This window comes from Sodalis sp. dw_96, assembly GCF_018449575.1.
Lineage (GTDB): Bacteria > Pseudomonadota > Gammaproteobacteria > Enterobacterales > Enterobacteriaceae > Acerihabitans.
The window spans coordinates 311,478-324,379 of the sequence record NZ_JAAVUT010000002.1; the positions used below are offsets into that span (position 1 = coordinate 311,478).

Below are 12,902 nucleotides of genomic sequence, written 5' to 3' on the forward strand. Positions count from 1 at the left end.
GATAACCTTCATGGCCGGACAGTATAGAGATATCCGCCGTTAAACACAGCATTGATCCTTTTAGATCATAAAAACCCGTCCGGCCGGGCCTGCGCGTTTTTTCGTCTTCGATGTCATCACGGGGAGCAGCAGGGAAACCTGCGCGATAATCAATAACGGGCCTCACTGCCCGGCTGGTAACAGGGTGCCGACCGGCGATCGACGGACACCCTTGGCACGACCGGTTAAGGTGTTTATGAAAAACCCACCACGCCATGTGGAATGTACGGTGCCTCGAGCCGGGCAATCTCTTCGGCGCTCAATACCAGATCGAGGGCGGCGATGGCGTCGTCAAGATGACCCGGCTTGGATGCTCCGACGATGGGGGCGGTAACCGCGGATTTGGCCAACACCCAGGCGAGTGCGACCTGGGCGAGTGAAACGTGACGCTCCCCGGCCACCGCCGCCACCGCTTCGACAACTTTGCGATCGGCATCGGCGGTATGTTCATAAAGCGTCTTGCCGAACTTGTCGGTCTCGGATCGTTTCGTGCTATCGTCCCATGGCCTCGTCAGACGACCGCGAGCCAGGGGGCTCCACGGGATCACGCCAATACCCTTGGCCTCGCACAGCGGCAGCATTTCACGTTCCTCCTCGCGATACAGCAGATTGACATAGTCCTGCATGGTGGAGAACTTCGTCCAGCCATGGGCTTCAGCGACATGGAGCATGGTGGCGAACTGCCAGGCATACATTGATGAAGCGCCGATATAACGGGCCTTGCCCGCCTTCACGACGTCATGGAGCGCTTCCAGCGTCTCTTCGATGGGCACGCCGTAGTCGAAGCGATGGATCTGGTAGAGATCGACATAGTCGGTGCCGAGCCGGCGCAAAGAATTGTCGATTTCCTGCATGATGGCCTTGCGGCTGAGGCCCGCGCCGTTCGGTCCCGGATGCATGCGGCCGTGTACTTTGGTGGCGATAACAATCTCATCGCGGCGCGTAAACTCTTTCAGCAACCGGCCGACGATTTCCTCCGAGGTCCCGTCGGAATAGACGTTGGCGGTGTCAAAGAAATTGATGCCCGCGTCCACCGCTTGGCGAATAAGCGGGCGGCTCTTTTCCTCATCCAGCGTCCATTCGTGGCCGCCACGGTCAGGCACGCCGTAGGTCATGCAGCCCAGACACAGCCGCGACACATCGAGGCCGGTTCGGCCGAGTTTAATGTAATCCATGGTCTTCTCCTGGGAGAGTTGAATAATCCCGCCGGCGCGGCATCTGACGATGCGCCCCGGACAGAACCCTTGACAACGAAATGTGTTAGATAGTCTTTCGGCTAGCTGTTACCGGCAATCTTGTCCTGGGTGTTGGTATCAAAGTCGGCGGCGTCATGGCGTTCGTGCAGCTGGCTTGACGGTTCGCCGAAAACACGATTGACCATCCGTCCGCGCCGCACGGCCGGGCGTTGCCCGATGGCGTCGGCCCAGCGTTGAACATGCTTATAGTCCTGCACGGCGAGAAATTCCGCCGCTTCATATAACCAGCCCTTCACCAGGCCGCCATACCACGGCCAGATGGCCATATCGGCAATAGTATATTCACTGCCCGCTATATATTCATTATCCGCGAGCCGCTTGTCGAGCACGTCGAGCTGACGTTTTGTCTCCATGGCGAACCGGTCGATGGCATAGGCAATCTTGGTGGGGGCGTAGGCATAAAAATGGCCTAAACCGCCGCCCAGATAGGGCGCGCTTCCCATCTGCCAGAACAGCCATGAGAGGCATTCAGTACGCGCGGCGAGCTCTTTCGGCAAAAAAGCGCCGAACTTTTCCGCCAGGTACAACAGTATCGAGCCGGACTCGAAAACCCGGATAGGCGCGGGACCGCTGCGATCCATCAGCGCCGGAATCTTGGAGTTCGGATTCACCGCCACAAAGCCGCTGCCGAACTGATCGCCTTCGCCAATCCTGATAAGCCAGGCGTCATACTCCGCGCCGCTGTGGCCAAGCGCCAGCAGTTCCTCCAGCATCACCGTAACTTTCACGCCGTTCGGCGTTGCCAGCGAGTAGAGCTGAAGCGGATGACGACCCACCGGCAGTTCCTGGTGATGGGTCGGCCCCGAAACCGGTCGGTTGATGTTGGCAAAGCGGCCAGTGTTATCCTTGTTCCAAGTCCATACCTTCGGCGGCACGTAATCGGACAAATTGCTCATGCTCAATACTCCTTTCATCTTGAGAAGGTTGTAAAGATCATCATACCGTCCCTTGATCCGGGGCGATAGCGGAACGAATGTCGGACCAGGTGCTAACCATAGCTGAAAAGCGGAATCCATAATGGCGCTTGGGCTACAATGGTTTAAAAATATGTTGAATTATTGTAAAACTTCTTTAATCTTTAAACGTCAAAATTCGCTTTAGCGACACCTACTGTGGCGGCGAGTTTTGCCTGGCGTGCGAAAGCAGGCCGCCGCTTTCGGGACTTAACATAAAAACTTATAAAAAATACTTACACTTTAATTATTTAAAAGGAAGAAGACTGTGAGGCGTCGTTATCTGCCTCTCGTGATGGGCCTACTCTATTCCACCGGACTCACCGCGATGGCCGCGGATAAATCCGGTGCGGAGGATCTCATCACGAAAGGAAAATATCTCGCTACCGCCGCGGACTGCGGCGCCTGCCATACGTCACCTCATCAAGGTGCGCCCATGGCGGGCGGGTATGCGATTCAATCCCCGTTGGGCACTATTTTTGCCAGTAATATCACGCCATCCAAGGTGGCCGGTATCGGTGATTACAGCGAGCGGGATTTTGCCCGCGCTGTGAGAGAAGGTATCAATAAACAGGGTCAGCATCTGTATCCGGCCATGCCTTATATCTCTTACTCACGTATCACCGATCCCGACATTCACGCGCTTTATGCCTATTTCATGCATGGCGTGAAACCTGTGGATGAACCCTCGCCGCCAACCCATTTACCGTTCCCTTTCAACATTCGGGCGTCCATGGCGGTGTGGAACGCGCTGTTTGCGGGGAATAAACCTTTTACATCCTCTCCCAAGGTCGCAGATGACGTTAACCGTGGCGATTATCTTGTCAATGCATTGGAACATTGCGATACATGCCACACACCGCGTAACGCATTAATGGGGCAGGACAACGGCAAAGCCTTATCCGGCGGGAGTCTGGGCAGTTGGTATGCGCCGAATATTACGCCTGACCGCAATTCAGGCATTGGTGAATGGTCAGCCGCAGACCTCACGCAATATCTGAAAACCGGGCACCTGGGCGGCAAAGCACAGGCCGCGGGTCCGATGGCTGAAGCCGTCGAGCACAGTCTGCAATTTCTTTCCGATGATGATATCCACGCGATAGTCGCCTATCTGCATCAGATACCCGCGGTAGATACAGGCTCCGCCAAGCCACGGGACGGCTATGGTCAACCTTCCGCAAGCGAATTGCTGATGCGCGGTCAAACGGACAATGCCGATGCTGGTTGGAAGGTGTTCAGCGGCAGCTGCGCCAACTGCCATCAGGCGGACGGACAGGGCAACGGTTATTACCCGCCGCTTTTCCATAACAGTGCAACCGGCGCGGACAGGCCGGATAACCTGGTCTCCGCCATTCTCTATGGCGTGCATCGCGACGTGAGCGGCGAACAGGTAGCCATGCCCGCCTTTGGCCCGGATGCCCCCTTCAGTGAACGGCTTAGCGACCAACAGATTGCCGATGTCAGCAATTATGTGCTTAAACACTACGGCAATCCGCAGGTCGGCGTCACCGCCGACCAGGTGAAAATTATTCGTGAAGGTGGCGAGAAACCGCTGCTGGCCAAGCTTACCAGCCCGGCGTCATTGCTTGCCGCGGCGATTATTTTGCTACTCGTTTTGATTATTGTGCTGGTCTTGCTCGCCAAAAGAAGGAGGAAACATGACGGAAAAAAATAATCCGCCGGCTTCAGTGACGAGGCGCCGGATTTTGCAAGGGATAGGGGTTTTATCCCTCGGCGCGTTATGTTCGTCCCTGTTTCCCATCCTGAAGGTGCGTGCGCAAGAGTTAAAGGAAAGCGGTTTTATTCCGGTGTCCTCTTTTTTGGTCAGCCGCCAGGTCAGTCCTTTACTGAGCCGACGTTATTACAACGTGCTGATTAAACACTACCCAGACTTTCCCGCCAGGCTCACCGCGCTCGGCGGCTATATCAACAGCCACCATTTTGCCCATGTGGATGATTTTCTCGCCAGCCTGAGCCAGGACGATGCCCTCAGGCAAACCGCGACTCTGATCATTTCCGCTTGGTATACCGGCGTTGTCGGTGAAGACGAGCATCTTGAGTTGATTGCTTACGCGGAGGCGATGATGTATCTGCCGACCAAAGGCATTCTGGTTGTGCCAACCTACGGTGGGGGGCCTGATTCATGGGGCAGCAAGCCAATTGATCCACCGTCGGATAAGGGACCTCTTCTATGAGCAATCAACATATTGATGCCGATGTCATCATCATCGGCGCCGGCGTAATGGGTGGATTGATTGCTACCCAACTGGCAAAAGCGGGAAAGTCGGTGATTATTCTTGAGGCGGGTCCACGCATCAAGCGCGCGGATATCGTTGAGCGCTTCCGTAATTCCCCGTTCAAAATGTCGCTGACCAACATGAAACTCCAGGGAGTGGGTTCGCCTTATCCCGATTTGCCTCATGTCCCTTCGACCTATGGCAGCTACCTGCAGCAAACCGGTCCGGTAAAATATCCCGCCAAGTATTTACGCGTGGTGGGCGGCACGACCTGGCATTTTGGCTCGGCGCTGTGGCGGATGATTCCCAACGATTTCAAATTAAAAACCCTTTATGGCCACGGCAGAGACTGGCCGTTCGACTATAACGAAATTGAACCCTGGTATGGCCTGGCCGAGCATGAACTGGGTGTGTCCGGCGTCGACGGGCAGGATGAGAGCGGCCAGGGTAAAAGGCCATGGCCACCGCGTTCTACCCCTTTTCCGATGAAAGGACTGACGCCGAGTTATCTGTTTACGCGGTTGTCGGAATTATTGGGCAAAGGCGGCTATAACCCGGTGATGGAGCCCAATGGCCGAGCAACCCGCCCTTACGGCAATCGTCCGGTCTGCGCCGGTAACAACAATTGCAACCCCGTCTGTCCGATTGGGGCCAAGTATGATGGTTCGATGCATATCGATCAGGCTGAACGGCTGGGTGCAAAATTACTGGATAACTCGGTGGTCTACAAAATAGACGCTGACGATCAGGGTAAAATCAGCGGCGTATGGTACAAAAAGCCCGACGGGTCGCAACATCATCTGACCGCTGATTATTTCGTGCTGGCCGCCTACGGGATCGAGTCGCCGAAATTGCTGCTCCTCTCAACCTCGGAACGCTATCCTAACGGTATCGCCAACAGTTCCGACCAGGTGGGACGTAATTTGATGGGGCATACCGGCATCAGCATGAACATTATGATGAAAGAGGATGTCTGGCCGGGCCAGGGACCCACTGAATTGCTGGTCTATCTCAATAATCGCGACGGTGAATTTCGTAAGGATTTCCCAAGCTACAAAACCAAAATCCGTAATACCGTGCCCACCGCCGATTACGCGGCTTCACTGATCAAGAAAGGCATTCTGGGGTCGAAGCTGGATGAGGAACTGCATCGCCAGTCGGCGCGTTCCCTTAACTTCGCCGTTGATTTTGAGACGCTGCCGTTGCAAGAAAACCGCGTGGTGCCGAGTAAAACCAAAACCGATGCCATTGGCATACCGGTGCCGGAAATTTACTATAGCGTCACCGATTACTGGCAGGCAGGAAAAGACGTGGCGCTGAAAGATTTCCAAAAAATCGCCGGCTTGCTGGATGCCGATATCGTGAATATTGATACCGGTTATCAGGATCGCCAGCATATTATGGGCACCACCATCATGGGGGATGACCCAAAGAATTCGGTTGTCAACCGCCACTGCCAATCCCACGATCACCCGAATCTGTTCATCGCCGGGACCAGCGTGATGCCGTCCACGTCCTGTATGAATCCCACGCTGACCGGCGCGGCGTTAAGTCTGCGTTTGGCGCAATACATGCTGGACGTGGTAAAGGTGTAGACTTCAAGCGTCCATGGAGAATCCGATCGCGTCGGGGTTCAGGCAGTAAACCCACCGTTTACGTCGACAACCGAGCCGGTCATATAACCGGCGTCAGGCCCGGCGATAAAAGCGATCACCGCAGCCACCTCCTCCACGGTCGCAAAACGGCCGATGGCATGGGTGTCCATAAACGAAGGCGGCAACTTGTCCGCCGATCCTGCCGCCATATCTGTGGCCATGACGCCGGGCTGGACGACATTGACGGTAATATTACGGGGACCGAGATCCCGCGCGGCGCCCTTGGCATAACCGACGATGGCAGCCTTGCTTGCCGCATAATCGGTCGTCCCGGCGAAACCAACCCGGGTGCCTAGCCCGGAGCCGACTGAAATGATCCGGCCCCCGTCGGTAATCACCGGCGCCGCGGCACGAATGGTCGCCACAACGCCCAGGACGTTTACCCTCCACTGTTGGTCCAGCGCCGCGTTATCTATCTGCGGATCGTCAATGCGCTTGCCCTGGATGGCGAGAGCCGCATTGTTCACCAGAATATCCAGCCGCCCGAAGTGCGAGATGACCTGGTCAACCAGGGGCTTGGCAGAGGACGGGTCACCCTGATCGCTCCTGATGGCCAATGCCCGTACGCCCTTCGCTTCCAGCGCCACCGCCACAGCCGCGGCCTTTTGCGCCGATGCCACATAAGTGATGGCTACGTCCGCGCCCTGCTCCGCCAGTGTCGTAGCGATGGCCGCGCCCAATCCCCTGGAACCCCCGGTAATCAGGGCAACCTTGCCTGCCAAACGCTTGCTCATAATCTACTCCTCACTATGTTGAACGATGCGCCGGCCCTTACCAGGGCAGCCGCTGGCCCTGGTAAAAAAATCCCCCCGTGGGGCCGTCTTCCGCCAAGGTTGCATAGCGGATCGCGGTGCGGGCACCTTCTTCCAGACTCAGGTCGGCATGCTCGCTACCCATAGCCGTGCGTACCCAGCCGGGATGGATGGCATTGACTTTGATGGGGCTGTCGCGAAGCTCTTCGGCCAGCAGGATGGTAAAAGCGTTCAGTGCCGCCTTCGACGTATCGTAGGCCAGCGCCTTGATGGGGTAGACCGGTGATGCGGGATCGGACAGATGGGTCAAAGAGCCGCGAATGCTCGACACGTTGACGATGCGCCCCGCCGGGGATCGGCGCAAAAGCGGCAGCAGTCGCTGCGTCAGGAATATCGGCGCAAAGAAATTGACCTCGAAGGTGCTGCGTACAGACTTCTCCGCTGCCCGGCTTGGCGGCAGATCCGGCGGCGTGGCGGCATTGGCGCTGTCCAGCCAGACGCCCGCGTTGTTAATAAGAATATCCAGCAAACCGTACCTGTCTGACAAAAACGCAAAAACCGCTTCCCGGTCTTTTTCCGCCGTCACGTCGAGCTGAAGGCCAATGGCGCGATACCCCCGGCTTTGCAATTCATTGGCTGTGGCATCCGCCTGTGCTCCGTCTCGGGCGGCAATAATGACCTCCGCGCCAAGGACCGCCAGTTGCCGGCATATCTCAAGGCCAACGCCGCGCGCCCCTCCGGTGACCAGGGCTATTCTCCCGCTAAGGCCTGGTTTCATTTTTGCTGTGCTGTCATGCATGACGATGCCTCTTTACAAACGTTGTGAATTCATAGAGGTAAAAGAACCACCCCGGTCGGCCCGCTCCGGCTCCCTCTCCGTTGCCCGCGCGGCCGCCCCCGATTCGTTTATTGCTTTAATTTAAGAATGATCGTTACTGTAACGAACAGTATTGTATTGAGATTGAGGCGTCAAGGGTTTTATAATGAACGTTACCGAATTTGCGGTACCACCAGGATTTGTTATGGGCCGTCACAGAGAGTTTGATGTGGACCAGGCGCTGGAGGCGGCCTTGTCCGTCTTTTGGCAGAAGGGATATGAGGGGACCTCTTTTGAGGATCTCACGCAGGCCACCGGCGTCGCCCGTCCCGGCCTCTATTCAGCCTTCGGCAATAAGGAGGCATTGTTCCTCCAGGCGCTGGATCTTTACGGTGCAAAATATCTGGGTTTCATGAGCCAGGCGCTGGATGAGCCGACATCTTACAAGGTCGTGGAACGCACCTTGCACGGTTGCGCCGTGCTGCATACCCTATCCGCCAACCATCCCGGTTGCCTGGGATTGAACGGCGCCCTGGCATGTTCCGACGAATCGGAGTCCGTCAGGCAAGAGCTCATCAGGCGCCGCGCAGCTTCACAGCTTGCGCTGCGCCGCCGGCTGGAGCGTGCACAGCGGGAGGGAGATCTCTTGCCGTCGGCGGACTGCGCCACCCTTGCCGAGTACGTGATGATCGTTTCACAAGGTATGGCGGTACAAGCCAAAGCGGGGGTTTCCCGGAAGTCCCTGGAAAAACTTGCCGAGCATGTGTTGAGCACATGGCCCACACCCCCTGCAACCCGGTAAGGAGCTTATGTACGTCGTTCGTCATCCAACTCCCCTGGAGCGCTGATAACTGGCGTTCGCTTTCATAACCGAACGCGCGTTCATGCGTCAATAAATCAACGTTAACCTGAACCTGGGAGGAAGCGCGGGCTCATTCGTCCATCCCCCCATCGGTCAAGAATTCCGCCAGCTGTCGCCGCGCATTGCCGTTCAAGGTGGTCAGAGGTAAAGGCAGACAAGGGGGATTGACGAGTCCTTGGATCTCGGCGGCGGATGCAATGACGCGCAGGCTGCCGTATTGACGGAAAAGCGCCCATAGAGATTCAAGACGCGCCGACAGCCTGACGGCCTCGTTCCCCTGGCCGTCCAGAGCGGCGCGGGTGATAGCCAGCGTGGTTTTGGGAAACAGTCCGCCGATAACGGAATACCAGACGTCACATCCCGCGTTCAGGCCCGCGGCGCCGAAAGCATCCCCGCTAATACCCACCGTCACGTGGGAAGGGATCAGGGCGCGCAGCCGTTCGACCCTGGCTTTTGCCGCCAACGGGTCTTCAGGCACCCCGGGGATCTTGATGGAGCGCACCTGCGGCAACCGTGCAATCCGGCCATGGAGCTCATCGCTGAACACGAAATGCGTCGTGCTGGGATTGTCGTATACGCAAAGCGGTACGGAGAGGGAACGGGACACCGATTCATAAAGCCCGAACACTTCATCATCGGTCAGTTTCTGATAGGACACCGGTGCCAGCAGAACCGCGCTCGCACCCGCTTTCTGCGCGTCTTCGGCCAGATCCAGCACATCGCGAACGCGTAACGCGCCAATACCCACCATCACCGGCACACCTTCGGCATGCTCTATCGCAAGCCTGGCGACATAGGCACGCTCGGCGCGGCTAAGGTAAACATAGCTGCCGGTTGAGCCGAGGGCGCCGATGGAATCCACTCCCGATTCCACAAGGCGTTTTATCAGGCGCAGGAACGCCTGTTCATCAATGCCCGTCTCATTCATGGGCGTGAGCGGGAAAGCGCTTAAACCAGAAAACATATTTAATGTTCCTTTTTTAGTCTTGCCCGCTATCACTGCATTTTTTTATGGGGTCAGTTTGTTATCAAGCACACATATACCACCGAAGCGATAAACGCCCAATAGGCCATCGTCGTTTTTTATCACCAGGCAAACCGCAATGGCCGGCCCCGCTCCATAGTATTTGTCGCGGCAAAAGCCGGCGCCGACGTCGCCCTGCTTCCGCATTTTATCGGGCGCGGCGATATGGCGCTCAACCACTGCAGTCTGGATCACGTGCCGCCGCCGCGAGAGCTTTGGCTCATTACCCGACGGAAAGTCCGTCAGGACCCGCCCACCAAAACGGCGGTGGATTTCCTGATTCAACTCTTTGCCGGTGAACGGGAATTATTCGAATAAGAAACATTGAAGCGAACAACTACGCCACCTACCTCGCACGGGTAAGATCAATGCTCAGGATTTATCCCTTGCCACCTTGTCATAGCCGAGCCGGCCGATAAAAGGCAAACGCAGCGCCGGGGACATGACATCAACGCCCACATTAAATCCCAAGATATTGATCTCGACCCCCTCTTCCACCCCTAGCGTCACTCCCAGCACGCCCAGCAATGATACCTGCACGCCCCTGCCCGACGGGGATAAGCCAATAGGGTGCAGCAACGTCCGGTAATCCTTGCCGATGGCATTGGCCGGCAGGTCCAGCCGCAGTTCAGGCACTTCCCTGCCGATGTGGGCCATAAAGGTATTGCTATTCGGGCCGGGCCAGGCGTGATAGGTATGTGGATAGGGATAGCTATTGATGGCGGCTTCAATGCGCGGGATCATGGCCTCGGCACGAGCGCCGCGATGATCCACCAATAGTTTGGGCCGTGAGCCGTACCAGTATCCGTCGGGGATGGCGTAGTCGCGGCGAACCACGTCATCGCTGCCCCAACTGATGACATCGTATCGGCTGTATTGGGTTTCCCCCGCCTTTTTGAAGATGATCCAGGGATGAACCGCCACCAGACCTCGCCACCCATAAGTGGGTGCCGCATAGATTTGAACGATCGCCGTATCCCGAAGCTGTACCGGATCCGGCGCAATACCGGCGGAATCCTGCCGGGCTGTCCACCAGTGCTGCCCTGTAAAGACTTCACCGCTCTGCTTGGCCTTGGACCAGCTTTGTCCAAAGGATAACAGCATGATACAGAGAAAACCGATAATGAAGGTTTTGAGGTAGATCATATGTCCTTAGTCTGCCGGCTTAATATGCGTTGGCTGAATATTCAGCCTAATCCTCTCAGAAGATTTTGCTATAAAGCTTTACAAAAATGACAGGTGATGAGGCGGGAGAGGGAACAGTTTGCGGGGCACGATACTTGCGACACCATGGTCAAACCAGCTGTTAGTGTAGTGGCTCCAGCGTTGGGTGGAAAGCACAAAATTTGCCACCCGTCATTAATGGACGGGCCAAAAACGCGGATCAACCTCCACATCCCGAGGCCCGGTCAGGGCCTCGGGACTAAGTCCGGCCGGATTCAGCGAGACAATGCGGTCTGTTTATCGATGTCGTTAAAGATTTGCCATGCCGCCTGGGCCCGCTCAACATTCGGATAATTTCGGTTGGCAAGCATCACGATACCCATTTTTTTCTCCGGGATAAATGCCACATAGGCGCCAAAGCCGTCGGTAGCGCCGGTTTTATTCAACAAAACGGCTTGCAGGGGAGGCGTGGCGGGGGTGATGGATTCAACCGGATTGATATTATACGTCATCTCATTCTTGTTGCCCTCAATAACGGCGCCGAGCGCCACCGGCCAAGGATATTGCTCCCAGAGCATATCCTGGGTGTATTTCGCCGTGGAGAAATAGCCCCGATGGGTTTCAGTCACGGCTTGCTGCACGGCAGTTCCCTCCCCCGCTTGCTTCATATTGGCTTCCACAAACCGGATCATATCGGCGGAAGTCGACTTTACGCCGTAGGCTTCATCACTCAATATGCCGGAATTGACGCGTACCGGCTTATCCTGCTTGTTATATCCCCAGGCATAGTTTTTCATCTCTCCATCAGGCACGTTGATCCAGGTATGGCGCATGTCCAGCCCCGGCAAGATAACGTTGCGCAGCAAATTGACATAGGTATCTCCCATCGCCCTGGCGGAAATAAGCCCCAGGGTACCGATACTGATATTGGAGTATGAACGCCCCTGGCCCGCGCTTTCCGGACGCCATGCGTGCAAGTACTCCATCAGTTGCGCCTCGTTGGTCACCGTCTCCGGAACCTGCAGCGGCATCCCACCCGTGGTATGGGTGGCCAGATTGACAAGGGATAAATTGCCGAAAGGCGTATCCTTCAATGAAGGCAGGTAATTACTGACTTTTTCCACCAAGGATAACTTTTTTTGCAAATCGGCATAGGCGGCCAGCGTCACATTGAAGGTTTTGCTCACCGAACCCAGTTCAAACAGCGTATCGGCAGCGACTTTCTTTTCAGGTGTTACCGAAGCCAGCCCGTAATTATAATAATACTGCCGGCCATCAACCGTCAAAGCAACAGCCATTCCGGGGATGTTATGTGCCTTCATTAGGGGAAGGATTGAACTATCTACCTTGGCGCGATACATATCCGCATCTTTGTTAGGTGCGCCTTGAGCGCCCACGGATGTTGCCAACATGGATGATATTGCAATCGAGGGAAATATATTTTTTGTATTCATAAAGTTCTCATAACTTTCGTTAAAAAAATAATAAAATTAATGCATTGGTGAATAATTTATAGTCTTTTGAAAAATACAGGACATCTCGCGGCCAGAGTGATTTGCTTAATCATCTATTTTTGGTAAACGATTGTTGCGCGAGCGTTACAGTAGAGCCATTTTTGCATTGAAATAGATGATCAGCTAAATAATTATTCTTTCATTCTTACAGTACATCCCAAATTTTGATCCATCAATATAGATATACTTTACGATAATAGCCGCCGAGTCAAAATATTTTTTCCACAGTATTTATTATGAAAGCCCACAATCCATTATTTCGCATCAAATAAACATTTTTGCATATATGATGAATATAACAATTACATAGTCATATACTAAAATGTGTTGATACGGGCGCTACAGACATGTGTGGCGGTGAGCTATTCCCCCAGCACAATACCGTCACGTTTGATAAGGGACAAACACTTTGTTAGCTAAAGTGCGGGAACAACCATGGTATTTACCGCAAGATGCGGAATATTTAACCCATTTCTCTTTTTTGATTTGTTTAACATATATGGCGATACACTTAATTTGGGACTGTTTATCCGAAACAAGCCCGCCTTTTAATAACGGCTGCGTTAACGGGATTTTTAATATCCATCGCGGCAATTGCGCCCAAGAAAAAAGGTTGAAAGCCCACACCA

At 55.0% G+C, this 12,902-nt stretch carries 12 protein-coding genes; 5 read left to right on the plus strand and 7 right to left on the minus strand.

The annotated features are described in order from the left end of the window. Positions 1-233 precede the first annotated feature (233 nt). Positions 234-1,214: an aldo/keto reductase gene (locus HB631_RS04515; protein ID WP_213989949.1), complete on the minus strand. Its 981-nt coding sequence runs from the start codon at positions 1,212-1,214 to the stop codon at positions 234-236. A 101-nt stretch (positions 1,215-1,315) separates the two neighbouring features. After that, complete coding sequence (gene yghU / locus HB631_RS04520) at positions 1,316-2,182, minus strand: glutathione-dependent disulfide-bond oxidoreductase (protein ID WP_213990148.1); 867 nt, start codon at positions 2,180-2,182, stop codon at positions 1,316-1,318. 334 nt (positions 2,183-2,516) lie between these two features. Here yghU and HB631_RS04525 point away from each other — a divergent pair, with 334 nt between their 5' ends. The 3 genes from HB631_RS04525 to HB631_RS04535 are packed head-to-tail and all read left to right on the plus strand — an operon-like array spanning position 2,517 to position 6,080. After that, positions 2,517-3,923, plus strand: a complete 1,407-nt coding sequence (locus HB631_RS04525) for a cytochrome c (RefSeq protein WP_345945688.1) — start codon at positions 2,517-2,519, stop codon at positions 3,921-3,923. Continuing rightward, entirely contained in the window at positions 3,907-4,443 is a 537-nt protein-coding gene (locus HB631_RS04530) for a sugar dehydrogenase complex small subunit (RefSeq protein WP_213989950.1), read from the plus strand. Before HB631_RS04525 ends, HB631_RS04530 begins: the two co-directional genes overlap by 17 nt. Next, the gene (locus tag HB631_RS04535) at positions 4,440-6,080 is read left to right on the plus strand and encodes a GMC family oxidoreductase (protein WP_213989951.1); all 1,641 of its coding nucleotides are present in this window, start codon (positions 4,440-4,442) and stop codon (positions 6,078-6,080) included. The genes HB631_RS04530 and HB631_RS04535 overlap by 4 nt, the downstream gene beginning before the upstream one ends. A gap of 38 nt (positions 6,081-6,118) precedes the next feature. Here the strand turns inward: HB631_RS04535 and HB631_RS04540 are convergent, their stop codons facing one another. Together HB631_RS04540 and HB631_RS04545 are read right to left on the minus strand one after the other, a co-directional pair. Further along, entirely contained in the window at positions 6,119-6,874 is a 756-nt protein-coding gene (locus HB631_RS04540) for an SDR family oxidoreductase (RefSeq protein WP_213989952.1), read from the minus strand. A 37-nt stretch (positions 6,875-6,911) separates the two neighbouring features. Further along, positions 6,912-7,691, minus strand: a complete 780-nt coding sequence (locus HB631_RS04545; RefSeq protein WP_213989953.1) for an SDR family oxidoreductase — start codon at positions 7,689-7,691, stop codon at positions 6,912-6,914. Positions 7,692-7,914: 223 nt separating this feature from the next. Here HB631_RS04545 and HB631_RS04550 point away from each other — a divergent pair, with 223 nt between their 5' ends. After that, on the plus strand, positions 7,915-8,511 hold the full coding sequence (locus HB631_RS04550; protein ID WP_213989954.1) for a TetR/AcrR family transcriptional regulator: 597 nt from the start codon (positions 7,915-7,917) through the stop codon (positions 8,509-8,511). 130 nt (positions 8,512-8,641) lie between these two features. Here the strand turns inward: HB631_RS04550 and HB631_RS04555 are convergent, their stop codons facing one another. Further along, a complete protein-coding gene (locus HB631_RS04555) occupies positions 8,642-9,535 on the minus strand; it encodes a dihydrodipicolinate synthase family protein (protein WP_213989955.1) in 894 nt (297 codons plus the stop codon). Between the two features lie 225 nt (positions 9,536-9,760). Between HB631_RS04555 and HB631_RS04560 the strand changes: the two genes are divergently transcribed. Next, positions 9,761-9,913 (plus strand): hypothetical protein, encoded by a 153-nt coding sequence (locus HB631_RS04560; RefSeq protein WP_213989956.1) that lies wholly within the window; start codon positions 9,761-9,763, stop codon positions 9,911-9,913. 54 nt (positions 9,914-9,967) lie between these two features. On the opposite strand, the gene HB631_RS04565 is transcribed toward HB631_RS04560, so the two are convergent. Next, positions 9,968-10,741, minus strand: a complete 774-nt coding sequence (locus HB631_RS04565) for a DUF3750 domain-containing protein (RefSeq protein ID WP_213989957.1) — start codon at positions 10,739-10,741, stop codon at positions 9,968-9,970. A 293-nt stretch (positions 10,742-11,034) separates the two neighbouring features. Next, positions 11,035-12,213 (minus strand): class C beta-lactamase, encoded by a 1,179-nt coding sequence (ampC, locus tag HB631_RS04570; RefSeq protein ID WP_213989958.1) that lies wholly within the window; start codon positions 12,211-12,213, stop codon positions 11,035-11,037. Positions 12,214-12,902: the final 689 nt, after the last annotated feature.

What these genes read in the sequence shown, in the direction of transcription:
- HB631_RS04515 (WP_213989949.1), bottom strand. Translation starts at nt 1,214, where the DNA reads ATGGATTACATTAAACTCGGCCGAACCGGCCTCGATGTGTCGCGGCTG.
- HB631_RS04530 (WP_213989950.1), top strand. Translation starts at nt 3,907, where the DNA reads ATGACGGAAAAAAATAATCCGCCGGCTTCAGTGACGAGGCGCCGGATT.
- HB631_RS04535 (WP_213989951.1), top strand. Translation starts at nt 4,440, where the DNA reads ATGAGCAATCAACATATTGATGCCGATGTCATCATCATCGGCGCCGGC.
- HB631_RS04540 (WP_213989952.1), bottom strand. Translation starts at nt 6,874, where the DNA reads ATGAGCAAGCGTTTGGCAGGCAAGGTTGCCCTGATTACCGGGGGTTCC.
- HB631_RS04545 (WP_213989953.1), bottom strand. Translation starts at nt 7,691, where the DNA reads ATGCATGACAGCACAGCAAAAATGAAACCAGGCCTTAGCGGGAGAATA.
- HB631_RS04550 (WP_213989954.1), top strand. Translation starts at nt 7,915, where the DNA reads ATGGGCCGTCACAGAGAGTTTGATGTGGACCAGGCGCTGGAGGCGGCC.
- HB631_RS04555 (WP_213989955.1), bottom strand. Translation starts at nt 9,535, where the DNA reads ATGTTTTCTGGTTTAAGCGCTTTCCCGCTCACGCCCATGAATGAGACG.
- HB631_RS04560 (WP_213989956.1), top strand. Translation starts at nt 9,761, where the DNA reads ATGGCGCTCAACCACTGCAGTCTGGATCACGTGCCGCCGCCGCGAGAG.
- HB631_RS04565 (WP_213989957.1), bottom strand. Translation starts at nt 10,741, where the DNA reads ATGATCTACCTCAAAACCTTCATTATCGGTTTTCTCTGTATCATGCTG.
- ampC (WP_213989958.1), bottom strand. Translation starts at nt 12,213, where the DNA reads ATGAATACAAAAAATATATTTCCCTCGATTGCAATATCATCCATGTTG.